At 72.8% G+C, this 23,569-nt stretch carries 17 protein-coding genes and 1 pseudogene; 5 read left to right on the forward strand and 13 right to left on the reverse strand.

Annotated features, from left to right (window positions below; all coding sequences use genetic code 11):
- Window positions 1-80: 80 nt before the first annotated feature.
- The 3 genes from HZS56_RS04065 to HZS56_RS04075 form a co-directional block, all read right to left on the reverse strand.
- The gene (locus HZS56_RS04065; RefSeq protein WP_216719274.1) at window positions 81-929 is read right to left on the reverse strand and encodes a hypothetical protein; all 849 of its coding nucleotides are present in this window, start codon (window positions 927-929) and stop codon (window positions 81-83) included.
- Window positions 929-2,203 carry a VWA domain-containing protein gene (locus HZS56_RS04070; protein ID WP_216719275.1) on the reverse strand — a complete coding sequence of 425 codons (1,275 nt, stop codon included), beginning with the start codon at window positions 2,201-2,203 and terminating at the stop codon, window positions 929-931. Before HZS56_RS04070 ends, HZS56_RS04065 begins: the two co-directional genes overlap by 1 nt.
- Window positions 2,204-2,311: 108 nt before the next feature.
- Window positions 2,312-3,841 (reverse strand): IucA/IucC family protein, encoded by a 1,530-nt coding sequence (locus HZS56_RS04075; protein WP_216719276.1) that lies wholly within the window; start codon window positions 3,839-3,841, stop codon window positions 2,312-2,314.
- A gap of 163 nt (window positions 3,842-4,004) precedes the next feature.
- Here HZS56_RS04075 and HZS56_RS04080 point away from each other — a divergent pair, with 163 nt between their 5' ends.
- A complete protein-coding gene (locus HZS56_RS04080; protein WP_308407986.1) occupies window positions 4,005-5,540 on the forward strand; it encodes an IucA/IucC family protein in 1,536 nt (511 codons plus the stop codon).
- Between the two features lies 1 nt (window position 5,541).
- On the opposite strand, the pseudogene HZS56_RS39035 reads toward HZS56_RS04080, so the two are convergent.
- The 3 genes and pseudogenes from HZS56_RS39035 to ctaD form a co-directional block, all read right to left on the reverse strand.
- Window positions 5,542-5,899: pseudogene (locus tag HZS56_RS39035) on the reverse strand (HGxxPAAW family protein).
- Between the two features lie 149 nt (window positions 5,900-6,048).
- The gene (locus HZS56_RS04085; RefSeq protein WP_216719278.1) at window positions 6,049-6,426 is read right to left on the reverse strand and encodes a hypothetical protein; all 378 of its coding nucleotides are present in this window, start codon (window positions 6,424-6,426) and stop codon (window positions 6,049-6,051) included.
- A complete protein-coding gene (ctaD, locus tag HZS56_RS04090; RefSeq protein ID WP_216719279.1) occupies window positions 6,423-8,159 on the reverse strand; it encodes an aa3-type cytochrome oxidase subunit I in 1,737 nt (578 codons plus the stop codon). The genes HZS56_RS04085 and ctaD overlap by 4 nt, the downstream gene beginning before the upstream one ends.
- Before the next feature lie 284 nt (window positions 8,160-8,443).
- Here ctaD and HZS56_RS04095 point away from each other — a divergent pair, with 284 nt between their 5' ends.
- Window positions 8,444-9,358, forward strand: coding sequence for a HipA family kinase (locus HZS56_RS04095; RefSeq protein WP_216719280.1), 915 nt, complete (start codon window positions 8,444-8,446; stop codon window positions 9,356-9,358).
- A gap of 60 nt (window positions 9,359-9,418) precedes the next feature.
- On the opposite strand, the gene aceB is transcribed toward HZS56_RS04095, so the two are convergent.
- Entirely contained in the window at window positions 9,419-11,041 is a 1,623-nt protein-coding gene (aceB, locus tag HZS56_RS04100; protein WP_216719281.1) for a malate synthase A, read from the reverse strand.
- 203 nt (window positions 11,042-11,244) lie between these two features.
- Window positions 11,245-11,871 carry a nucleotidyltransferase family protein gene (locus HZS56_RS04105; protein ID WP_216719282.1) on the reverse strand — a complete coding sequence of 209 codons (627 nt, stop codon included), beginning with the start codon at window positions 11,869-11,871 and terminating at the stop codon, window positions 11,245-11,247.
- 174 nt (window positions 11,872-12,045) lie between these two features.
- On the opposite strand from HZS56_RS04105, the gene HZS56_RS04110 reads away from it, so the two are divergent.
- A complete protein-coding gene (locus HZS56_RS04110; protein ID WP_253913704.1) occupies window positions 12,046-12,357 on the forward strand; it encodes a DUF5955 family protein in 312 nt (103 codons plus the stop codon).
- Between the two features lie 72 nt (window positions 12,358-12,429).
- On the opposite strand, the gene HZS56_RS04115 is transcribed toward HZS56_RS04110, so the two are convergent.
- From HZS56_RS04115 to HZS56_RS04130, 4 genes are all read right to left on the reverse strand, one after another.
- Window positions 12,430-13,812, reverse strand: coding sequence for an NAD(P)/FAD-dependent oxidoreductase (locus HZS56_RS04115; RefSeq protein ID WP_216719283.1), 1,383 nt, complete (start codon window positions 13,810-13,812; stop codon window positions 12,430-12,432).
- Between the two features lie 142 nt (window positions 13,813-13,954).
- Entirely contained in the window at window positions 13,955-15,301 is a 1,347-nt protein-coding gene (locus HZS56_RS04120; RefSeq protein ID WP_216719284.1) for an MFS transporter, read from the reverse strand.
- 124 nt (window positions 15,302-15,425) lie between these two features.
- A complete protein-coding gene (locus HZS56_RS04125) occupies window positions 15,426-17,015 on the reverse strand; it encodes a hydantoinase B/oxoprolinase family protein (RefSeq protein WP_216719285.1) in 1,590 nt (529 codons plus the stop codon).
- A 3-nt stretch (window positions 17,016-17,018) separates the two neighbouring features.
- Window positions 17,019-19,058 carry a hydantoinase/oxoprolinase family protein gene (locus tag HZS56_RS04130; protein ID WP_216719286.1) on the reverse strand — a complete coding sequence of 680 codons (2,040 nt, stop codon included), beginning with the start codon at window positions 19,056-19,058 and terminating at the stop codon, window positions 17,019-17,021.
- A gap of 151 nt (window positions 19,059-19,209) precedes the next feature.
- Here HZS56_RS04130 and HZS56_RS04135 point away from each other — a divergent pair, with 151 nt between their 5' ends.
- Window positions 19,210-21,030: an ABC transporter substrate-binding protein gene (locus tag HZS56_RS04135; protein ID WP_216719287.1), complete on the forward strand. Its 1,821-nt coding sequence runs from the start codon at window positions 19,210-19,212 to the stop codon at window positions 21,028-21,030.
- A 45-nt stretch (window positions 21,031-21,075) separates the two neighbouring features.
- Here the strand turns inward: HZS56_RS04135 and allR are convergent, their stop codons facing one another.
- Window positions 21,076-21,879 (reverse strand): allantoin degradation transcriptional regulator AllR, encoded by an 804-nt coding sequence (allR, locus tag HZS56_RS04140; protein WP_216719288.1) that lies wholly within the window; start codon window positions 21,877-21,879, stop codon window positions 21,076-21,078.
- 298 nt (window positions 21,880-22,177) lie between these two features.
- Here allR and allB point away from each other — a divergent pair, with 298 nt between their 5' ends.
- A complete protein-coding gene (allB, locus tag HZS56_RS04145; protein ID WP_216719289.1) occupies window positions 22,178-23,533 on the forward strand; it encodes an allantoinase AllB in 1,356 nt (451 codons plus the stop codon).
- The last annotated feature ends 36 nt before the right edge of the window (window positions 23,534-23,569 follow it).

A 23,569-nucleotide genomic window follows, 5' to 3' on the forward strand; every position in this document is an offset into this window, starting at 1 on the left:
AGGCGTGAAGGGAGGCGTGAAGGAAGGGTGAGGCGGCAGGAGGCCCGCCCGCCCGGGGCGGGCCCTCCCGTGACGGGCTGTCAGGCGCCCGGCGGTACTCGCCTCGGCCGGCCCGTTCCGCGGGTCAGCGCGTAGCCGCCGATGCCCGCGAGCGCGGCCAGTACGGCGCCGATGCCGGTCCACACCCAGCGGTCCGACCACCAGCCCGACGACCAGCCGTCCTCCGGCTCGATGGCGGACAGGACGGCGTTGCGCTCGCCGTCCTCCGAGTCCCCGTCACCTTCGCCGTCGTCCTGACCGGACGTCACCGCGATGCCCGGCACCAGCGGTTCGGCCAGCGAACCGTCCACCGCCGCGGCCCCGCCCATGTCCTTCGAGTCCACCTGGACCTCGGCGGAGACCGGGGCGCCGAGGCCGGAGGCCGGCAGGTTCACCGCCGTCAGCCGGACGTAGTACGTGCCCGGCAGCGGGTCGTTGGCCCACGGCTCCGACCAGGCACGCACCGTGCGCAGCACACAGGCCAGCTCCAGGGACGGGGCGTCCGCCTGCGCCGTGCGGGTCTCGGCGCCCCACTGGCAGGCCTGGCGGCGGCGCAGGCCGTCGTACACGTCGATGCGCCAGGTCTCGGCGGCATGCGTCTCGGGCAGCTTCACCGTGGCCTGCACGGTGGGCCGCTGACCGGCGTCGGCCGGGAACGACCAGTACAGGTAGTCGCCGGCGGAACCGCTCGCCGTGGCCCGCTGCCCCTGGTCGATCTCGGTCGCCGTGCGGAAGGACGTGCCCGCCACGGTCGGCGCGTCGCTGTCACCGGAGGCGCCACCGGCAGCGCCCCCGGACGGGCTCGCGGAGGGCGAGGAGTCGGCCGCCGCGGGAGCCGCGGCGAGAGCGAGCAGCATCACCGCTGCACCCAGAAGTCGTGTGCACCGCATCAGTTGGTCCTCCAGACCGCGAACCGCCACCGCGACAGCCAGCCCCACAGCAGACCGGCGAGGAAGCCGACGAGCACCAGCAGGCCGAGCAGCCACCAGCCGCGCCCGAGGCCGAAGGAGGCCACGTCGTCGGAGTCGGACGGGCCGTCCACGACGTCGACCGTCAGCTCCAGCGGCAGTCCGGGCGTGGTCTGCACGCCGGAGGCCGGGGAGAAGGAGTTGGTGACCTGGAGGCACACGGCCTCGGCCGCGGCGTTCCCCTCGTCGCTGTCGTCGCTCTCCGCCTTCGGGTAGCGCAGTCCCGTCGAGAGCACGTCGGTGCGGCCGTTGCCCGCCGCCTCACCGCGCACGATCTCCCGGCCGTTCGCCGTCACCGCCCGCAGCAGCACCCCGTGGGAGGGGTTCACGGCCCGGTCGGCGCCCACGCTCACCGAGGCGCGCAGTTCCTGCCCCGGCTCCACGTCGACGCGGTACCAGCGCTGCTGACCGAACTCCTCACGGTCCGTGTAGAGCCCCGACTCGAGCGTCGGTGCCTTGGCGCACGCGTCCGCGCCCTCGGTGGCGACCGGCGTCACCACCGGGTCGGCCGCCCGGTCCACCAACTGGTTGACCTTGTCGGTCAGTTCGTCGGTGTGCTCGACCGAGGTGTACGTGCCGCCGGTCGCCTCCGCGATGCAGCTGAGCTGCCGGCGCAGCTTGGTGCTGGGGACCAGGCCCAGCGTGTCGATCGTGACGCCGATGCCCTTCGCGGCTATCTCGCGGGCCACCTCGCAGGGGTCCAGCGGGGCACAGGTGTCCTCGCCGTCGCTGATGAGCACGATGCGCTTGGAACCGTCGCCGCCGTCGAGGTCGTCGGCGGCCTTGAGCAGCGCGGGGCCGATCGGCGTCCAGCCGGTGGGCGACAGGGTGGCGACCGCAGTCTTCGCCTCGGTGCGGTCCAGCGGGCCGACCGGGTAGAGCTGCGCGGTGTCCTTGCAGCCGGTCTTGCGGTCGTCGCCGGGATAGTCCGCGCCCAGCGTCCGGATCCCCAGCTGCACCTCCTCCGGCGTCGCGTCGAGCACCTCGTTGAACGCCTGCTTCGCCGCGGCCATCCGCGTACCGCCGTCGATGTCCCGCGTCCGCATCGAGCCGCTGACGTCGAGCACGAGGTCGACCTTCGGCGCGTCCTCACCCGTGGGTTCCCCGGCTGCCGCCCCGGCCGGGAAGGCCGTCCCGGCCGTCAGCGCGGCGAGCAGGGCACAGGCACCCGCCGCCAGCCGTGTTCTTGTGATCATCGGCGGATCCTATTGAGCGGGGGTGCCGGGCTCCAAAACGAGATCGCCACGACACCTCGACGTCACGTCTCCCGCAGTGGATGCGTCATGTCTCGCGCAACGGATACGTCACGTCTCCCGCAGCGGATTCGGCAGTTCGGTCCACAGGTCGCCCATGTTCCGGGGCGAAGTGCGCATCAGGGTCAGCGACTTCACCGGCAGCCGCTCCTCACACAGGGCCACGAGGTCGGGTGTACCCGGCAGTTCGGGCACGGCCGCCTCCAGCGCCTTGCCGAGCGCAGGTCCCGATCCGGCCGTCGCCGCCAGCGCGCCGGCCACCAGCGAACCGAACAACTTGCGGCGCAGCGCCACCGGATCGTCGGTGAGCATCCGCGCGGGCAGCCCGGGGACGGCGATGCCGTGCCGGGCGAGGCGGGCCGGGGAGACGCGGATGTCGGCGAGGTCGCGGTAGACCAGGCGCAGCGGCTCACCGGAGGACGAGAGCACCACCAGGAGATTCTGGCCGTGCGCCTCCAGGGCCACGCCCGTCTCCAGCAGCCGCAGCCCCACACCGAGGGCCAGGCGCGCGAACGCCGCCAGCCACGCGGGGGAGTCCGGCAGCCCGGTACTGGTCAGCGCGGCCACCGGGACCACGTGCTCGCCGTGCGCCGCGTACACCCGGGGGGACTCGCGCAGTACCGCGGCCAGGTCGGGGGAACCGGCGGCCACCGCGCCCAGCGTCCCGGTGACGTGCAGCAGCCCGTCCAGCCGCTTCGCCAGTGCCTGCCCGAAGCCGGAGACGTCCGCCGACGCGCCGACGGAGGCGACCGAGATGTCCCGCACCGACGAGGTCAACCGGGCACTCAGCGCCGTCTTGACGTGCGGCCCGCCGGGCACGGCGAGTGTCCGCAGGGACATCAGGGGGTGCGCGGCGGGACCCTCCCCGCAGGACCGTCCGGCGAGCACGTGCGCCGCCTGCCACGGATGCACCGGCACCAGCAGCCGTGCCCCGTCCCGCAGTTCCCGCGGCCACACCCCGGACACCAGGCACTCGGCGGCCGCGACCGGCACCAGCCCCAGCCGTACCACGGGCCCGTGCTCCGGCCCGTACGCGAGCTGTTCCGCCACCGAGAAGCCGGGCCGGGAACGGCAGTTGGGGTGGTAGGGATGCCCGTCCACCACCCGCCGTTCCCAGCCCCAGTCGCTGTCCGGCCACTCGTCCGGGTGACGTTGTGGCCCGCTCTCCCGCGCCGCTGCGGACTGGGCCGCACGCGAGAGCGCCAACGACGCCGCGCTGTGCCCGAGTTCGGCGGCGAATTCCGCGGAGAGCGCCGTGCCCAGGCCTCTCACCAGCCGTGCCGGATCGTCGTACGCGACCCCGTCCAGGCGCACGGCCGACACGTACGCGTCCGTGCGGTACGGGTCGGCGGCCGGGCCGGTCAGCCGGCGCCCGTCCCGAAGCCGCAGCACGAGCCCGTCCCCGGCGGACTCCCGGTCCGCGATCCACGGCAGCGGTTCGTGGGCGAAGGCCCGCCACAGCCGCGACAGCACGGCCGCGCGGGCGCCGGGCAGGCGGTCGGCGAAACGGTCGACCAGACCGGGTCGTACGGACGCCAACTCCTCGACGACCTCGGCCGCTGCGCTGGGGGGACGGTGCACGGGCAGGCTCCTCGGGTACAAATACTGCGTCATTGCGCAAGGACGACAACAGACATACTGATCTTCTCCGCCCCCCGATGCTTCCGACCCCCCGATGCTTCCGGCACCTCCGATGCTTCCGGCACCTCCGACACCTCCGCCATGGACCGACCGTTGGGAACGAGTGGAACGCGTGGATCTCCTGCCCCCGGCCCCCGGCGGCGACCCCGCCCGGCGGGACGACATCTCCGTACGCGCCGACGCCTACGCGGCCGTACCGCTGCTGAACTGCCTGCTGCGCGAGGTCGCCGAGCCCGTGCCCTCGGACGCCGCCCGGCCGGTGTACCGGCTGCCCGGCGGCAGACTGCTGCGCGTGCGCGCGGGCCGGCGCCCCGCCGAACCGGAGATCCGCGCGGCGGACGCCTGGCACCGCGTCGACCACGACGAACTGGTGAAACTCGTCGCCGAGGAACTGCGCCGGCACACGGGTCTGCCCAACCACGAACTGCCCACCGAGATGACCGACAGCCGCGACGCGGTGGCCGCGCTGCTGACGGCACGCGCGCGTGCCACCCCGCCCGCCGACCCCTACCTCCGGTCCGAGCAGTCCCTGCTCACCGGCCACACCCACCACCCCGCCCCCAAGGCGCGCGGCGGCGGTCCGCACGCCGGCTGGCTGCCGTACGCGCCCGAAGCGCACGCACGTTTCCCGCTGACGCTGCTCGCCGTGCGCGAGGACACGGTCGTCGACGAGGGCGACACCACCGCCCTGGACTCCCTGGGAGACCCCCCGCCGGGCTACCGCCTCCTGCCGGCCCACCCCTGGCAACTGGACCTTGCGGCACCGGCCCTGAGGGCCGCCTTCGCCGACGGCCGCCTGGTCCGCCTGGGCGCGGCCGGCTCCCCGGTGTGGCCCACCGCGGCCATCCGCACCGTGTACGCGCCGGAGCACGACCTCTTCCTGAAGTTCAGCCTCGACGTGCGCATCACCAACGACATCCGCCGCCTGTGGCGGCACGACCTGCTGAAGCTGCGCCGCACCGACACGGCCGCCACCGAGGCCTTCGCGGCGCTCGGCCCCGCGGCGGTCTGGCTCGCCGACCGCGGTCACCGCACCGCGGACTTCGCGTACGAGGAACTGGCCGTGGTGGTCCGCGACGGTTTCCGCGACCACCTGCTCCCCGGAACGACCCCGCTCCTGGCCGCCGCGCTGGTGGAAGACCTCCCGGACGGTCCGCTGCCCGGCACCGGCGACCCGGCGTCCTGGTGGGACGCGTACCTCGCCGTCGTCGTCCCGCCCGTCCTGACCGCCTTCGCCGAGAACGGCGTCGTGCTGGAGGCGCACCTCCAGAACACCCTGGTCGCCGTGGACGCCACCGGTACGCCGGTGCAGGCGCTGTTCCGCGACGCGGAGGGCGTCAAGCTGGTGCCCGGGACGCCGCGGGCGGCGGGCTGGGAACGGCTGGTCTACTGCCTGCTGGTCAACCATCTGCTGGAGATCGCGGCGGCTCTCGGCGAGCACCACCGGGGTTTCGACCCCTGGCCCGCCGTCCGCGGCGCCCTCGCCCGCCACGACCTGCCGGAGGTCCGCGCCCTCATCGGCTCGCCCACCCTCCCCGGCAAGACCAACCTCCTGCTCCGCTGGACGGGCGCGGACGGCGCGGACGCGCGGTACCTGCCGGTGCCCAACCCGCTGTGCGGCCGAGCGGCACCGGAGTGAGTCAGGACGCCGGAGACCCGGCCGGCACGTCGGCCGGCGCTCCGGCCGCGCGGACGGCGACGCCCCTCCGGCCCGCAAGACGGCACCCGAGGCAGTTCGGGTGTCCCGCGCGGGCGGAGCGGTCGCGGATCCCGATGCCCCGCTGGTCCACGCCGCGTATGCCGGGCCCCTTCCCCCAGCCCGCGAGGTGCAGGACCCAGGTCACGAGCGCCGCCAGGGCGACGACAACCGGGCCCCAGCCACAGCCCGGGACGCCAGCCGACCAGACCCAGGCCGGTGACGACGGACCCGGCCGTGGTCACGGCCGTACCGGTCCATCCCGCGATGGTGTGCCCTTCGTCGTGGTGCCTTCCGCTCATGTGCCTGCCCCCTCGTGGCGCTGAGCCGAACCGACGTACCGGGTAAGCAATTTATCCGAAGACGTCTTGATCGGCGCCTGTGCGGAAAGGCCGGGGAACACCGCGACCCCCTGTGCACCCGGGGAGCCGCTGCCGAGCCCGCGCCGGGCCTACCGCAGCCAGATCCAGGCCACCGCCGCGTGCAGGCCGGCGGCCGCGGCCAGCAGGACCGAGAGCCCGGCCGTGTGCCGTCGGAGCAGGTCGCGCCGCAGCTCCAGGTAGCGGCCTTCGTACTCCTGGCGCAGCTCCCCCGCGCGTGCCACCGTCGCGCCGAGCATGGTCCGCGTCAGGACGAGCCGGTGGTCGACGTAGTGCCGTGTGAGGTCCTCGGCCTGGGCGGCGGTCAGCCACGGCATCCGGCCGCACAGCGCCTCCGCCTCGGCACGGGCCGCCGTGTGATGGGCCCGAGCCTGCAGATAGCCCTCGGCCTGCGTGGCGACGTCGGCGCCGGCTGCGGCGGGCGGGTGCGGGCGCCGGCCGCGGGTCACGACCGCTCGCCCTCGTGTCCCGCGGCGTCGATGACGTCACGGCGGCCGGTGTTCTCCTTCTGGTCGAAAGCCGTGAGTTCGAAGTGGTGGAGGTCGAAGGCGGGGGATTCACTGCGGATGCGCGGCAGGGTGCAGAAGTTGTGCCGCGGCGGCGGGCAGGAGGTCGCCCACTCCAGCGAACGGCCGTAGCCCCACGGGTCGTCGACGCCGACCGGCCTGCCGTACCTGGACGTCTTCCAGACGTTGTAGAGGAACGGGAGCATGGAGAAGCCGAGCAGGAACGAGCCGATCGTCGAGATCGTGTTCAGCGCGGTGAAGCCGTCGGCCGCCAGGTAGTCGGCGTACCGGCGGGGCATGCCCTCCGCCCCGAGCCAGTGCTGGACGAGGAACGTGGCGTGGAAGCCGACGAACAGCGTCCAGAAGGTGATCTTGCCCAGGCGCTCGTCGAGGAGCTTGCCGGTGAACTTCGGCCACCAGAAGTGGAAGCCGGCGAACATCGCGAACACCACGGTGCCGAAGACCACGTAGTGGAAGTGCGCCACCACGAAGTACGAGTCCGAGACGTGGAAGTCCAGCGGCGGTGAAGCCAGCAGCACCCCCGTCAGGCCGCCGAAGAGGAAGGTCACCAGGAAGCCCAGGGCCCACAGCATGGGCGTCTCGAAGCTCAGCGACCCCTTCCACATGGTGCCGGTCCAGTTGAAGAACTTCACCCCGGTCGGGACCGCGATCAGGAAGGACATGAACGAGAAGAACGGCAGCAGCACGCTCCCGGTCACGAACATGTGGTGCGCCCACACCGTCACCGACAGCCCCGCGATCGCGATCGTCGCGCCCACCAGGCCCATGTAGCCGAAGATCGGCTTGCGGGAGAAGACCGGGATGACCTCGGTGACGATGCCGAAGAACGGCAGCGCGATGATGTACACCTCGGGATGCCCGAAGAACCAGAACAGGTGCTGCCACAGCAGGGCCCCGCCGTTGGCCGAGTCGAAGATGTGCGCACCGAACTTCCGGTCCGCCTCGAGGGCCAGCAGGGCCCCGGCCAGGACGGGGAAGGCCAGCAGGACCAGCACACCGGTCAGCAGCACGTTCCACGTGAAGATCGGCATGCGGAACATCGTCATGCCCGGCGCCCGCATGCAGACGATCGTGGTGATGAAGTTGACCGAGCCGAGGATGGTGCCGAAACCGGAGAAGGCCAGACCCGTGATCCACAGATCGCCGCCGATGCCGGGGGAGTGCTCCAGGCTGGACAGCGGGTTGTAGGCGAACCAGCCGAAGTCGGCGGCGCCGCCCGGTGTCAGGAACCCGGCCACGGCGATGGTCGAGCCGAACAGGTAGAACCAGTAGGCGAGCATGTTCAGCCGCGGGAAGGCGACGTCCGGCGCGCCGATCTGCAGCGGCATGATCCAGTTCGCGAAGCCGGAGAACAGCGGCGTCGCGAACATCAGCAGCATGATCGTGCCGTGCATCGTGAACGCCTGGTTGTACTGCTCGTTGGACACGATCTGCAGACCCGGCCGGGCCAGCTCGGCGCGCATGACCAGCGCCATCACGCCGCCGATCAGGAAGAAGGCGAACGACGTCACCAGATACAGCGTGCCGATCGTCTTGTGGTCGGTGGTCGTCAGCCACTTGATCACTACATTGCCGGGCGTCCTGCACCGCAGGGGCAGTTCGTCCGTGTAGTAGTCACCGGCTGCGGGCCTGGGAGGCTCTTCGATGGTGGTCACAGAATGGGCTTCTCTCGATACCGTGAGTGACGATCGGGTCCATCCTCCTTGCGCGGAGCCCGGCACGGCACCGGAAGCAAACGCCACGCGGGGGGCTCCGCGCGGGAAGCACTCGAACGGGGGTCGGCCAACAGGCCCTCCGGGGCCGGTGCGGAGGGCGGGCCCGCCATCAGCCTCGTTACCATGTTCGACGGGGAGTCCACGGGCGACGCCACAGCTCCGCTCCGCCGCGATCGGCCCGGCACCGCATGCCCGGGAGACGAGTCACCAGGGGAGCCAGGAGAGTGTTGAGAGAGGTCACCGCCACCCGCTACATCGAGCCCCTGCGCTCCGGGGGTTCCGTCCCCGCCGTCGTCGAGGCCGACGATCTCGGCACCTACGTCCTCAAGTTCACCGGCTCCGCGCAGGGACTCAAGGCGCTGGTCGCCGAGGTGATCGTCGGGGAGCTGGGGCGTGAGCTGGGGCTGCGGGTGCCGGAGCTGGTGCTCGCGCACTTCGACCCGGCGATCGCCGAGAGCGAGCCGCACCAGGAGGTGCAGGACCTGCTGCATGCCAGCGCGGGGCTCAACCTCGGCATGGACTACCTGTCCGGCGGCGCCGACTTCACGCCCGAGGTGGCCGAGGTGTTCCCGGTGGACCCCGGGGAGGCCGGGCGGGTCGTCTGGCTGGACGCCCTCACCGTGAACGTCGACCGGACCGTGCACAGTTCGAACCTGATGGTCTGGCCGACCCTCGGCACCGTGCCGCCGCGCCTGTGGCTGATCGACCACGGCGCCGCCCTCGTCTTCCACCACCGCTGGGACGGTGCGGTGCCGCAGAAGGCGTACGACTTCCGTCACCACGCCCTCGGCCACTGCGCGCCCGACGTCCGGGCCGCCGACGCCGACCTGGCCCCCGAGGTGACCGAGGAGCTGCTGCGGGAGGTGGTGGGCCGGGTGCCCGAGGCCTGGCTGACGTGCGAGGCCGGGTTCGGCACGCCGGAGGAGGTGCGTGCCGCGTACGCCGGCCACCTGCACGCGCGCGTGCAGGCGTCCCACGAGTGGCTGCCCACGGGCTTCCCGAGCCGCGCCGAGCTGGCCGCCGAGAACGCCGCCCGCGCCGCACGGACGCGGCGGGGCCGGCCGGACTGGCTCAAACGGGTCCCCGACCTGCACGGCAAGCCGCCCGCGGAGCAGGACTGGTCCGTCCACCTGGGCTGAACACGGCCCGTGCCCCCGGCGCTGTCCGGTGCCGGGGGCACGGAGGGTGTCCGTGCGGCGTCAGCCCTTGAGCTGCTCGTACGCCGGCAGCGTCAGGAAGTCGGCGTAGTCCTCGTCGAGCGACACCGTCAGGAGCAGGTCGTGCGCCTGCTGCCAGTTGCCGGCCGCGAAGGCCTCGTCGCCGATCTCCGCGCGGATGTTCGCCAGTTCCTCGGCGGCGACCTTGCGGGCCAGTTCGGCGGTGACCTGCTCGCCGTTGTCGAGGACGACCTGCGCGTTGATCCACTGCCAGATCTGCGAGCGGGAGATCTCGGCGGTGGCCGCGTCCTCCATGAGGTTGAAGATGGCGACCGCGCCGAGGCCGCGCAGCCACGCCTCGATGTAGCGGATCCCGACCTGGACGGCGTTGACCAGTCCCGCGTACGTCGGCCTGGCGTCCAGGGAGTCGACGGCGATCAGGTCGGCCGCGGTCACCTGGACGTCCTCGCGCAGACGGTCCTTCTGGTGGGGCCTGTCCCCGAGGACCCTGTCGAAGGACTCCATGGCGATCGGGACCAGGTCGGGGTGGGCGACCCAGGAGCCGTCGAAGCCGTCGCCGGCCTCGCGGTCCTTGTCGGCGCGGACCTTCTCGAAGGCGACCTTGTTGACCTCGGCGTCCCGGCGCGAGGGGATGAACGCCGCCATGCCGCCGATCGCGTGCGCGCCGCGCTTGTGGCAGGTGCGCACGAGGAGTTCGGTGTACGCCCGCATGAACGGGGCGGTCATCGTCACGGCGTTGCGGTCCGGCAGGACGAACCTGGCGCCGCCGTCACGGAAGTTCTTCACGATGGAGAACAGGTAGTCCCAGCGTCCCGCGTTCAACCCGGAGGCGTGGTCGCGCAGTTCGTAGAGGATCTCCTCCATCTCGTACGCGGCTGTGATCGTCTCGATCAGGACGGTGGCGCGGACCGTGCCCTGCGGGATGTCGACGTGGTCCTGCGCGAAGACGAACACCTCGTTCCAGAGGCGGGCCTCCAGGTGGGACTCCGTCTTCGGGAGGTAGAAGTACGGGCCCTTGCCGAGGTCGAGCAGGCGCTGCGCGTTGTGGAAGAAGTACAGGCCGAAGTCGACCAGGGCGCCGGGGACCGGGCGGCCGTCGACCTGGAGATGGCGCTCGTCGAGGTGCCAGCCGCGCGGGCGCACGACGGCCGTCGCCAACTCGTCGGCCGGGCGCAGGGCGTACGACTTGCCGGTGCGCTCGTCGGTGAAGTCGATGGTGCGGGTGTACGCCGAGATCAGGTTGAGCTGACCGAGGATCACGTTCTCCCAGGTCGGAGCTGAGGCGTCCTCGAAGTCGGCGAGCCAGACCCGCGCGCCCGAGTTGAGGGCGTTGACGGTCATCTTGCGGTCGGTGGGACCGGTGATCTCCACCCGGCGGTCCTGCAGCGCATCCGGGGCCGGGGCCACCTGCCAGGAGTCGTCCGCGCGGACCGCGGCGGTCTCCGGCAGGAAGTCGAGCGTGGAGGTGCGGGCGATCTCGGCGCGGCGCTCGGCGCGGCGGCCGAGGAGTTCGTCACGCCGGGGTGTGAACCGCCGGTGCAGCTCGGCCACGAAGGCGAGCGCCGCGTCGGTGAGGACCTCCTCCTGCCGGGGCAGGGGCTCGGCGTCGACGATGGCCAGCGGGGACGGCGCTGGTGCGGACATGAGCTGTCACTTCCTTCAGCGGTGGCACCGGGTGCCAGCGGGCACGTATGGGGCATTGCGCACCCGTTGCGCGGCCGGGTGCTTCTGGTCAGTGGATAGTAGTTTCCTTATCGTGGAACTTCAATCGTTTGTTGATGTCGAGATTCTCCGGATCGAGGGAAGGTGGCGCTGAGTGCCACCTCCCTCACACAAGGTGGTTCCCCTCAGGGTTCAAGGTGGACCAGGTCCGCCTCGGTGTCGATGTCGTACGGCCGCGCCACGTCCCCGCACTCCACGAGAGCGATGTCCCCCGCGTGCTCCCGCAGATACGCGCGTGCCCCCCGGTCCCCGGTGGCGGTCGCCGCGATCCCCGCCCAGTGGGCGGCGCCCAGCAGCACGGGATGCCCGCGCACGCCCGCGTACGCCGCCGAGACGAGCGACGACGCGTCCCGGTACCCGGACCGCACCCGGGCCATGGCCTCCGCGCCGATGCCCGGCTGGTCCACCAGCGAGACCAGTGCCGCCCGCGCCCGGGTTCCGGCGAGCGAGTCCAGCCCGGCCCGCAGCGACGAGCCCATGCCCTGCTCCCAGCGGGGGTTGTCCACGAGCACGCAGCCGTCCAGCGCCGCCCGCGCGCGTACGTCTGCGGCGCGCGCCCCGAGTACGACGTGTACGCGGGCGCAGCCGGCCGCGCGCAGCGCCGCGACCGCGTGTTCGACGAGCGGCTGTCCACGGTGTTCGAGCAGCGCCTTGGGGCGGCCGCCGAGCCGCCGGCCGCCCCCGGCGGCGAGCAGCAGTCCCGCCACCCCGTCCGCCACCTCGTCGTTTGCCTGGTCCTCGATGTCGGTCATGCCTCTTGCATACCTGACGGCGCGCCAAACGCTCCGGCGTGCGCGGGATGAGAGACCAGTGAAAGGAGGCTGAATTTCGGTCCGCACGGTGGCGCGTTGTGCGCGGGGTGGCGTTTACTGGCCCGCGTCCCCGGCGCCCGCCCGGCGCCACGGGGTGTGAGGGGGAGGGCTGAGTTGCAGAGCTTGGGACAGAGGCACGTGGCCGTCGGCGACGAAGACGTGAGGGTGGCGGCGCTGCGCACCGCGGTGTCCCGATTGCGCCGCCAACTCGCCCTGCTGCCCGCCGATTTCCCCGACCGGGCGATCGCGGAGAACGAACTGGCCGACCTTGCCGCGATGGCGACGCACGGCGTCCCCGAGGTGCCGCGACTGCGCCGCTCCCTGCTGCTGGTCGCCGGCGCGGTCGGATCCGTCAGCGCCCTCAAACCGGGCCTGACGGAGGTCCGCCACGCAGTCGAACTGTTCGGGGACCCGCCGCGCCGCTGACCCGCCGGCGGGACGGGCGTGGTCGGCCCGGCGCCCGCCCCGTGGGCGGCTCACCCGCCGGGACGGCCGGGGTCAGCGGGACGAGATGAGGTCGGCGATGCGAGCCAGGGGCGACGTGGTGGTACGGAGGGTGGCCTCCTGACGGTCGGCGGCGCGGTAGGCCGCGTACATCCCGTGCACTCCCAGCCACCGGGCGGGCTCCGGCTCCCAGCTCCGGGACCTGCGGCCCGTCCACGGCAGCCGGGTGAGCTCGGTGTCCCGGCCTAGGACGAGGTCCGTGAGGGTGCGTGCCGCGAGGTGCGACGCGGTCACGCCCTGCCCCACGTAACCGCCCGCCCAGCCGACACCGCCGGCCCGGTCCACGTGGACCGACGGACACCAGTCGCGGGGCACCGCCAGGACCCCCGACCAGGCGTGGGCCACCGGCACGGCCGCCGCCGCGGGGAACAGCCGTGCCAGGGTCGCCGCCAGCGAGGCCACCGTCGACGCGCTCGTGCGGCCGTCCGCGTCCACCCGTGAGCCGAACCGGTACGGCACCCCCCGGCCGCCCAGCGCGATCCGTCCGTCCGCGGTGCGCTGACCGTACAGGTACGCATGGGTCTGATCACTGAACAGTTCCTGGCCCGACCAGCCGATGTGCCGCCAGGCCTCGTCGGGCAGCGGCTCCGAGACGATCATCGAGGAGTTCATCGGCAGCCAGGTGCGCCGCCGGCCGGGCAGCTGGGACGTGAACCCCTCCGTGCACCGCAGCACGTAGCGGGCCGACACCTGACCGAAGGGCGTGCTGACGGCGCGGGGCGCGATCGCGGTGACCGGCGTCGACTCGTGGATCCGGACGCCGAGCCGGGCGACGGCCTCGGCGAGACCGGTGACCAGCCGCGCGGGGTGGATGCGCGCGCAGTGCGGGTTGTAGGCCGCACCGAGGGCGCCGGCGACCTCGATCCGCTCCTTCAGCTCGCCCGCCGACAGCAGCACCTCGTCCTCGTTGCCCCAGTCACGGGCACGTTCCACCGAGGCCCGCAGCCGCCCCAGCTGGGCCGGGGCGTGCGCCACGCGCAGACAGCCGCTCTTGACCGCGTCCGCGTCGATGCCCTCCGCGTCCAGCGTCGCGAGCACCTCGTCGACCTCGCGGTCCATCAGCCTCTGGAACCGCAGCACGGCCTCCTTGCCGCGTTCCCTGGCGAACCGGCCGGGTGAGCCGGGGATCTTGCCCGAGAGCCAGCCGCCGTTGCGGCCGGAGGCGCCGAAGCCCGCGAACTCGCGCTCCAGCACGAGGACGTCCCAGTCCGGCCGGGCCTTCTTCAGGTGGTACGCGGTCCACAATCCGGTGTATCCGGCGCCGATCACGCAGACGTCGGCGATGGTGGGACCGTCCAGCGGGGCACGCCGTGCGGGTATGCCGGTCTGGCGGAACCAGAACGACACCTGGCCGTTGACAGGAGCGGGGTCGGGCATGTCGGTACTCCGGGGTGAGGGCGGATGCGGCGGAGGAGGACGGGAGACAGAGAGGACGGGAGACAGAGAGGACGGCAGGCGGAGAGGGCGGCGGGGACGGATGCCGGAAGCGGGACGAGCGGGATGGGCGGGACGAGGACGGTCAGTGGACGACGGCGGACGTGTCGGAGGTCCCCGCCGGTGACGGGGCGTCGTCCCCGCGCCTGTGCGGCAGCGCGACGCAGGCCACGGTCATCGCCGCGGCGACGCCCGCGGTCAGTACCGTCACCGGCGTCGTGGAACCGGAACGGTCGAGCAGGTAGGTGGACAGGCTGGGCGCGATGCCACCGATGGACCCGGCGATGCCGTAGCAGAGCGAGGCGCCCGTGTAGCGGACCTCCGGCCGGAAGAGCAGGGAGACCTCGGTGGCCAGGACCCCGTAGCCGGCGCCGACGAAGGCCATGCTGACCGCGACGCCGAGGTAGAGGAGCCCGGCCCGCTCGGTGTCCACCAGGGCGAAGGCGGGCCACGCCCACACCAGCAGGCCCGCGGCGGACACGGTGGCGACCCGCCGGGCGGTGAAGCGGGGCGCCAGGAAAGCTCCCACCAGGACGAACAGGCCCTCGCTGACCGCCGCGATGAGGTTGGCGGGCAGGGTGAGAGAAGTGCTCATGCCCAGCGTGTCGGTCGCGTAGACCAGGGTGAACGTGGTGAGCAGGTAGTAGGTGACGAAGACCCCCGAGAACGCGCCGACGCCGACCAGGATGCGCCGCCAGTCCTTGCGCAGCACCTCGGCGACGGGCAGTCGGCGCGCGGTTGCCGCCGACCTGTCGGCCGCCCGGAAGTCCGGCGACTCCTGGATCTTCCTGCGGATCACCAGGCCGACCGGGATGAGCAGCACCGACGCGACGAACGGGATGCGCCAGCCCCAGCTCTGCAGCCAGGCGTCCGAGCCGGCGGTGACGGCGAGGAACACCACGGTGGCCAGGACCAGGCCGAGGGGGGACCCCAGCTGGGCGAAAGCGCCGAAGAGGGTCTTGCGGCGGGGCTCCGCGTGCTCGATGCCGATGAGGGCCGCACCGCCCCACTCGCCGCCCACGGCCATGCCCTGAATGATGCGCAGGAGCAGCAGCAGGAGGGGAGAGGCCGCGCCGAGCACCTCGTAGGACGGCAGGAGACCCACCGCGACGGTGGCGCCGCCCATCAGCAACAGCGTTGCGACAAGGGTGCGTTTGCGGCCGACCCGGTCACCGAAGTGCCCGAACACGATGGCGCCGAGCGGGCGGGCGAGGAATCCCGCACCGAACGTGGCGAGCGCCAGGAGAGTGCCGACCAGGGACGGCAGCTCGGGGAAGAAGACCTGGTTGAAGACGAGCGCGGACGCCGTGCCGTAGATGAAGAAGTCGTACCACTCGATGGTGGTGCCGATGATCTGGGCCGAGGCGAGCCTCGACGCCGAGGGTGCCGACTCCGTTCCGGGCGCGGAGGCGGGAGCGGTTCTTTGACGCATGGCGTGACTCCTGGGACGAGGAGAAGAGGTGACGCGGTGCGGTGAGGTGCGGGACTCGTCGCTCTCGGTGCGAGCGGGTGGTGCCGGCGGGCGGTGCGGGCGGTGCGAGCGGGCGGCGGGACGGTTACGCGCCGGGCCGGCCGTGGCCGCCCCCGCCCCCGGTCACGACGCTGACCCGGTCGCCGGCCTGCAGCCGGTCGTGGAAGACGACGGGCAGGTCAGCCACCGACCCGTCGGCGCGGGTGACGGAGAAGGCGCCGGTGGCACCGGGCTCGGCGCCCGCCCGGCCGGGAGCACCGGTCCGGTGCCGGTCGGCGTACCCGGCGATGTCCACTCCGTCCGTGACGGCCTCGTAGGTACGCCGGATGCCGTGGCCGCCGCGACGGGTGCCCGGCCCGCCGGACTCCTCGTGCAGGGCGTACTCGACGATGCGGAAGTGGGAGTAGTCGGACTCCAGGGCCTCGACGGGGGCGTTGGCGCAGTTGGAGATCGGGTTGTCGAGGGCGTCCGCGCCGTCGTGCGCGTCGCAGGCGCCCCAGCCCCCTCCGAGGATCTCGAGGACGACCTGGTAGCCGCCGGTGGCCCGGTCGAGATGGCTGACGGTGAACGCGGTGGTGGTGTCGAAGCCGGTGGCGGCGGTCCGCTCGGGCACCTGGTCGCCGAGGGCGTCGACGACCGCGTTGAAGACCCGGCTCGCCGGGGTGAGGCGGCTGCGGACGGCGGCAGGGGAGCGCGGATTGAGGACGCTGCCCAGGGGGGCGTGCACGGTGACCGGACGGTTGCAGCCCTCGTTGAACGGGATGTCCGGTTCGTCCAGCAGACAGCGTACGGCGCTGATTGCGGCGGAGGCGGTGGAGGCCGGCGGGCAGTTGACGTTGCCCTCGACCTGGTCGCCGGTGCCGGTGAAGTCGAGGTCGATGGAGTCGCCCGACACGGTGATCCGGGCGTGCACCTCGACCGTTCCGGCGTTCCAGGGACTGGCGTCGAGCGTCTGCACGGACTCGTAGACGCCGTCGGGGATACGGCCCAGGGCGGCCCTGGTGCGCCGCTCGGCGTAGTCCTTCAGCTGGTCCATCGCGTCCAGGCAGTCCGCCGTGCCGAACCGCGCGGCGGCCTCCCGCAGACGGATCGCGGCCGTACGGTTCGCGGCGAACTGGGCGTTGAGATCGCCGACCACCAGGTCGGGCACGCGGACGTTGGCGCGCACCAGTTCCTCGACGAAACCGCCGCGACCCCAGTCGCGGGAGACCGAGAACCGGCTCAGCGGCAGGCGCAGACCCTCCTGGTAGATCTCGGTCGCGGTGGCGTTGAGGCCGGGACTGCCGCCGCCGATGTCCACGTGGTGGGCGACACTCGCGGCGAACGCCGCCAGCCGCCCGTCCACGAAGACCGGTGTGAAGAGGTAGATGTCCTGGAGGTGCTGGCCGCCGTTGAACGGGTCGTTCATGAGCAGCGCGTCGTCCTCGGTGAGCGTGGAGAGGTCCACGGCGTCCGCCAGCCCGCGGAGCGCGAAGGAGATGCCCGCTGTCATGATCGGGATGCATTCGGCCTGGTCGACGACTTCGCCCCGGGCGTCGGTCAGGGCCACGGAGTAGTCCCGTGCCTCACGGACGATCGAGGAGAACGCGGCCCGGCGCAGGTCCGTGGCCATCTCGCGGGTGACGGAGGAGAACGCGGCCTGGATCAGCCCCAGGCGGGAGGCGTCGAGTGCCATGGGTCAGCTCCTGGTGAGGACGAGGTTGGTGGCCCGGTCGACGGTGGCGGTCCAGCCGCTGGGGACGTAGGCCGTGGAGGAGTCGTCGGTGACGATCGCGGGGCCCGCCGCCGTGGCGCCGGGAGCCAGAGCCGTCCGGGGCAGGACCACGGCCGTCCCGGGCGCCCCCTGTTCCAGCACCGCGCACTCCTGGGAAACGGCACCGGGGCGGTGGGCGACCTCGGGAAGAGCGACGGAGGGGCGCGGCCGGGTGACGCTCAGCCGGAGTGTCACCACCTGGACCGCGGCGTGCGGGTCGGCGTGCCCGAAGCGCCGGGCGTGCAGCTCGTGGAAGGCGGTGGTCAGCCGGCCGACCCGGTCGGGACCGTCGTCGGGCAGCGGCACCGACAGCTCGAAGCCCTGGCCGGCGTACCGCATGTCCACGCTCCAGCCGTCGGACACGCTGCCGGGATCGACGCCCTGGCCGGCGAGTTCGGCGTGGGCCTCTTCGGTGACCGAGTCCAGCACCGTGCGCAGCCGCGCGGCGTCGAGGGTGTCCGAGGCGACGAGCACGGTGCGGGCGAACTCGCGCCGGAAGCCGGACACCAGCAGTCCGTAGGCGGAGGCAAGCCCGGCGTGCGGGGCGACCACGACCCTGCTCATCCCGAGCTCGTCCGCCACGCCCGCGGCGTGCAGGGGCCCGGCCCCGCCGTAGGCGAGCAGAGTCAGTCCGCGCGGGTCGTGACCGCGTTCCACCGAGGCGACGCGGATGGCGCCCGCCATCGCGACGTTGGCCAGCTGATGCGCGGACCAGGCGACTTCGCCCACCGTGCGGCCCAGTCGGGCGGCGAGCGGGGCGAACACGGCCGACGCGGCGTCCAGATCGAGAGCGAAGCGGCCGGCCATCAGGGGCCGGGGCCCGAGCAGCCCCAGGACCGCGTCGGCGTCGGTGATGGTGGGCAGCTCCCCGCCGTGGCCGTAGCAGGCCGGACCGGGCCGGGAGCCGGCGCTGCGCGGACCGACGGTGAGCAGACCGCCGCTGTCCACGCCGACGACGCTGCCGCCGCCGGCCCCGACCGTGGTGATGTCGACCATGGGCACGCGCACCGGAAGCCCGTCGACGGTGACCTCGGGAGTCAGCCGCGGCGCGCCGTCGACGACGAGCGCCACGTCGGTGCTCGTGCCCCCCATGTCCATGGTGACGACGTCGCCCAGCCCGCCGGCCTCGGCGACCGCGACGGCGCCGCTGACCCCGGCGGCCGGTCCGGACAGCAGCAGGGTCACCGGCCGGGCGGTCACCACCGGCACCGGGACCGCGCCGGCGTTGGACTGCATGACCTGCAGACCCGTGATGCCGCGCCGGGCGGCCTGGTCGGACAGCCGGGACAGGTAGCCGGCGACGGCGGGCCGCACGAAGGCGTCGACGGCGGTGGTGCTGGTGCGTTCGTACTCGCGGAACTCGCGGGCCACCGAGCAGGACAGCGACACCGGGAGGTCCGGCGCCACGGAAGCGATCAGTTCGGCGACCCGCCGCTCGTGTGCGGGGTTGCCGTAGGAGTGCAGCAGGCACACGGCGATCGCGGTGACGTCCTGCGCCAGGAGTTCCTTGACGGCGTGCCGTACGCTCTCGTCGTCCAGAGCGACGGCCACCTCCCCCGCCGCCGTGATCCGCTCGTCCACCTCCCGGACCAGATGCCGCGGCACCAGGGGTGAGGGCTTGACGTAACGCAGGTCGTACATCCGGTCCCGGTCCTGGCGCTGGAGCGTGAGCAGGTCGCGGAAACCGCGGGTCACCAGCAGGCCGAGCCGCGGACCGCGGCGCTCCAGCAGCGCGTTGGTCGCGACCGTGCTGCCGTGCAGCAGCAGGGCCTCCTCGCGCAGGTCGGCGGGGAGCCGGTCGAGCGCCTCGATCACCGCGAGCGACGGGTCGTCCGGGGTGGAGTGGACCTTCGCGGTGGCCCGCAGCGCGCCGGTGTCGTCCAGGACGACCAGGTCCGTGAAGGTGCCACCGCATTCGACACCTATGCGCATGAAAGCGCCCCTTTCCGCGATGTGGGAGGTCATGTCGGAATCGTTTTCCGGCCTTGAACTCGGACGTTCCCATGGCCGACGATGCGCCGTAATACGTCGTTCTCCCCATGGACGTGAGACGGCGGCCGTGCCGGTCGGGCTGCCGTCCCAGCAGCGGGACCACAGCGACGAAGGAGGTGCGGACATGACGGGAGAGCGGTCCCGGCGTGGGCCGGACGTGTCCGAAAACGCGCGGTGGGCGCACCCTGCGCGCCCCGGAGTGGCCCGTTTCGACGCCGCAGGACACGGCGAGCGCCTGGACGTGCTGGGCTGCGACCTGGTCCTCCACGACCGGGTCCGCCGGTGGGCGGCGTCCATGCGGGGCGTTCCGAGGCCCGCGGTCTCCTTCGTGTGGATCACGGACGAGCGGGAGTGGGTCAGGGTGGACCTCGCCGTGCCGCCCACCGCCGAGGACCGGACCGTCGACGTGACCGCGGCGGTGCGCCGCTGCGATCCGCCGTACGGGCTCACCGTGCGCGAACTGGACGTGCTGACCCTGCTCGCGGGCGGTCTGACCAACAATTCCGTCGCCCACTACCTGGGCACCAGCCCCCGCACGGTCGGCAAGCAGGTCGAGTCACTGCTCGACAAGCTGGGGCAGCCGGGCCGCGGCGCGGCGGCGGCGTTCGCGGTGGACAGCGGACTGCTGAGGCTGCCGGTGCCGGGCGGCTGCGCGGAACTCTCCGCGCTCGGGGTCGGCATGCTGGACGCCCTCGACCGCCGGCCCGCGGCGCTGCCCCGGTTCGCCGGTGCTCCCCGTCCGGCACCCCGCCGTTTCGTGCCCCGGCCGCTGACCGTGGGGCTGCTGGCGCCCCTGCTCGGTTCCTACGGGGCCGACGGCGAGGAACTGCTGCGGGGCGCCGAACTGGCCGTGGCGGAGGTCAACGTGCGGGGCGGGGTGTCCGGCCGCCCGATGCGGTTGGCCACCTTCCCGCTGGACAACCAGGACGACGGCTCGGTGGACTCCGCGTTCCGCGAGGTGGCCGACCACGACCTGTCGGCGATGGTGGGCGCCTATCTCCTGGTCGACGAAAGGGCCAGTTACGAGCGGGCCGCCGAGTACGGGATCCCGTACCTGAACGTCGGCAGCAGTGACCTCCAGGCGACCTGGGTCGCTTCGGAACCGTCCGTGTTCGGCAACGTCTTCCAGGCGGGCCCGCGCCGCAGCAACTATGTGCGCGGCTTCCTGCGCTTCGCCGCGCAGACCGGCGAACAGGGCCTGTGGCGGCCCGCACGGCGCACGATCGGCGTCGTCGAACCCCGTGTCGCGGACGGGGAGATCCTCCCCGAGCGCGGTGCCGAGCTGCTGGAGGCCGCGGGCTGGCGGGTCGAGTTCCGGATCCGGACCGAGGCGCCCTACGACGACTGGTCCGACGTCTTCGGGCAGCTGCGGCGCACCACTCCGGACGCGCTGCTGCTGGGCAACCACCCGCCGGCGGCGATGGCCGCCTTCCAGCGTGCCTTCGTCCGCGACGCCTCGCCCACGCTCGTCTACAACGTGTACACACCGTCGGTGCCCGCGTACCTGGCCGAGGCGGGCGAGGCCGCCGAGGGTGTGGTCTGGGCCAGCGTCACCGGTCGCTACGGCGACGCCCGGGGCGCCCGGTTCGCCCGCGACTACGCCCGCCTGCACGACAGGGAGCCGGGTCACGGCCTCGCGGGCGCCGGGTACGACCAGATCCAGGTCCTCGCCCGGGCCTGGAGCACCCTGACCACCCCGGGACGGCCCGCCGAGACGGTGGCCGCGCTGCGCAGCGTGGTGCACCGGGGAGTCAACGGCGCCTACTTCCTCGGCGCGGCCGGTCAGACCAACGCCGCCTTCCCGGACGAGAACCCCGACCCGTCCCTGTCCCAGGCCCCGCTCGTCTACCAGGTCCAGGGCGGCCGCAGCAGGGCCGTGCATCCCTCGCCCTACGCCGAGGCGTCGTTCCGCCCGCCGCCGTGGCTGCGTGGACCGTCCCTGTGACGGGCCGGTCGGCGCCGCGGTGGCGGTTTCGAGGAGCGGCGGCGCTCAGGCGGTCGGGGTGCCGTTCGTGGCCAGCAGGGCCTGGGACAGTTCCGCCGCGACCTGCTGGAGCAGCGGCACGATGCGGTCGGTGGCCGCTTCGGTGACGCGGCCCGCGGGGCCGGAGATCGAGATGGCCGCCGCGGTGGGGGAGTCCGGCACCGAGACCGCCAGGCAGCGGACGCCGATCTCCTGCTCGTTGTCGTCGATCGCGTAGCCCTGGCGCCGCACGTCCTCCAGGGCCGCGACGAAGCCGTCCGGCGTGGTGATCGTCTTGTCCGTCGCGGCGGGCATGCCCGTGCGGCCCAGCAGCGCCCGCACCTCGTCCGCCGGGAAGTCCGCGAGGAGTGCCTTGCCGACGCCGGTGGAGTGCGGCAGGACGCGCCGGCCGACCTCGGTGAACATGCGCATGGAGTGCTTGGACGGCACCTGGGCGACGTACACGATCTCGTCGCCGTCGAGCAGCGCCATGTTGGCGGTCTCGCCGGTCTCCTCGACCAGACGGGCCAGGTGCGGGCGGGCCCAGGTGCCGAGCAGGCGGGAGGCGGACTCGCCCAGGCGGATCAGGCGGGGGCCGAGCGCGTAGCGGCGGTTGGGCTGCTGGCGGACGTATCCGCAGGCCACGAGCGTGCGCATCAGGCGGTGGATGGTCGGCAGCGGCAGTCCGCTGCTCGCCGACAGCTCGCTGAGGCCGACCTCGCCGCCCGCGTCCGCCATCCGTTCGAGCAGGTCGAAGGCGCGCTCCAATGACTGGACGCCGCCGGTGGCGGACCTGGCTGAGTCGGTGGTGCTGGCGCTGGACGACGGCACGGCACGTTCCTTTCGGGACTGGCGGGAGAAAGAAGCGTACCCGGCGGCCGGTTGACTACCGGCTTGTACGTAGCTACGTTCTGCTTGCTGGAATCTTAATTCCGTGTTGTGGAAACGTCCAGGGTGAGTGGTCCGGCATGCCTGCACAAAGGGTGCCTCTTGACGCTCCGGAGGCGGGAGTGAAGACTCCTTCAATGAATTCAACAGAACGTTGAAACCTGGCGGCGGAGAAGACTGCGGAGAAGACGCAGAGAACACGCAGAGAAGACGCAGGGAAGACGCACAGAAGGGGATCCGGGTGTCCGAAGCTGAACTGGTGCTGCGTTCGACGCGTGTCATCACTCCCGAGGGAAGCCGCGCCGCGTCGGTCGCGGTGACCGGGGAGAAGATCACGGCCGTCCTGCCGTACGACGCCCCCGTCCCGGCGGGGGCCAGGCTGGAGGACGTCGGGGACCACGTCGTCCTGCCCGGCATCGTCGACACCCACGTGCACGTGAACGACCCGGGCCGCACCGAGTGGGAGGGCTTCTGGACCGCCACCCGCGCCGCGGCGGCCGGCGGCATCACCACCCTCGTCGACATGCCGCTCAACTCCATCCCCCCGACCACCACGGTCGGCCACCTGCGCACCAAGCGCGAGGTGGCCGCCGACAAGGCCCACATCGACGTCGGCTTCTGGGGCGGCGCCCTGCCCGACAACGTCAAGGACCTGCGCCCGCTGCACGAGGCCGGGGTCTTCGGCTTCAAGGCGTTCCTCTCGCCCTCCGGCGTCGACGAGTTCCCCCACCTCGACCAGGAGCAACTCGCCCGGTCCCTGGCGGAGATCGCCGCCTTCGACGGCCTGCTGATCGTGCACGCCGAGGACCCGCACCACCTGGCCGCCGCCCCGCAGCACGGCGGCCCCGAGTACGCCCACTTCCTCGCCAGCCGTCCCCGCGGCGCGGAGGACACGGCCGTCGCGGCCCTGCTCGAACAGGCGAAACGGTTCGACGCGCGTGTGCACGTACTCCACCTGTCCTCCAGCGACGCCCTGCCGCTGATCGCCGGGGCCCGCGCCGACGGCGTACGCGTGAGCGTCGAGACCTGCCCGCACTACCTCACCCTCACCGCCGAGGAAGTGCCCGACGGCGCCAGTGAGTTCAAGTGCTGCCCGCCGATCCGCGAGGCAGCCAACCAGGACCTGCTCTGGCAGGCGCTGGCCGACGGCACCATCGACTGCGTAGTCACCGACCACTCCCCGTCCACCGCCGACCTGAAGACCGACGACTTCGCCACCGCCTGGGGCGGCATCGCCGGACTCCAGCTGAGCCTGCCGGCCATGTGGACCGCGGCCCGCGCACGCGGTCTGGGCCTGGAGGACGTCGTGCGCTGGATGTCGGCGCGCACGGCACACCTGGTGGGGCTCGACGGCCGCAAGGGCGCCGTCGCGGCGGGCCACGACGCGGACTTCGCGGTCCTCGCCCCGGACGAGACCTTCACCGTCGACCCGGCCGCCCTCCAGCACCGCAACCGCGTCACCGCGTACGCCGGCAAGACCCTGTACGGCGTCGTGAAGTCCACCTGGCTGCGCGGCAGGCGCATCGTGGCGGACGGCGCGTTCACCGAGCCGAAGGGACAGCTCCTCGACCGGGCCCGGCCCGCCCGGACCTCCTGAACCCAGTCCATCCCGAACGACCCGAGAGGAACACCT

The sequence above is a fragment of the Streptomyces mayonensis genome, assembly GCF_018982965.1.
In the GTDB taxonomy this organism is placed as follows: domain Bacteria; phylum Actinomycetota; class Actinomycetes; order Streptomycetales; family Streptomycetaceae; genus Streptomyces; species Streptomyces mayonensis.

Bases quoted from the DNA above. Each gene is read 5' to 3' on its own strand.
- HZS56_RS04065 (WP_216719274.1), bottom strand. From the start codon at position 929: ATGCGGTGCACACGACTTCTGGGTGCAGCGGTGATGCTGCTCGCTCTC.
- HZS56_RS04070 (WP_216719275.1), bottom strand. From the start codon at position 2,203: ATGATCACAAGAACACGGCTGGCGGCGGGTGCCTGTGCCCTGCTCGCC.
- aceB (WP_216719281.1), bottom strand. From the start codon at position 11,041: ATGTCCGCACCAGCGCCGTCCCCGCTGGCCATCGTCGACGCCGAGCCC.
- HZS56_RS04105 (WP_216719282.1), bottom strand. From the start codon at position 11,871: ATGACCGACATCGAGGACCAGGCAAACGACGAGGTGGCGGACGGGGTG.
- HZS56_RS04115 (WP_216719283.1), bottom strand. From the start codon at position 13,812: ATGCCCGACCCCGCTCCTGTCAACGGCCAGGTGTCGTTCTGGTTCCGC.
- HZS56_RS04120 (WP_216719284.1), bottom strand. From the start codon at position 15,301: ATGCGTCAAAGAACCGCTCCCGCCTCCGCGCCCGGAACGGAGTCGGCA.
- HZS56_RS04125 (WP_216719285.1), bottom strand. From the start codon at position 17,015: ATGGCACTCGACGCCTCCCGCCTGGGGCTGATCCAGGCCGCGTTCTCC.
- HZS56_RS04130 (WP_216719286.1), bottom strand. From the start codon at position 19,058: ATGACCTCCCACATCGCGGAAAGGGGCGCTTTCATGCGCATAGGTGTC.
- HZS56_RS04135 (WP_216719287.1), top strand. From the start codon at position 19,210: ATGACGGGAGAGCGGTCCCGGCGTGGGCCGGACGTGTCCGAAAACGCG.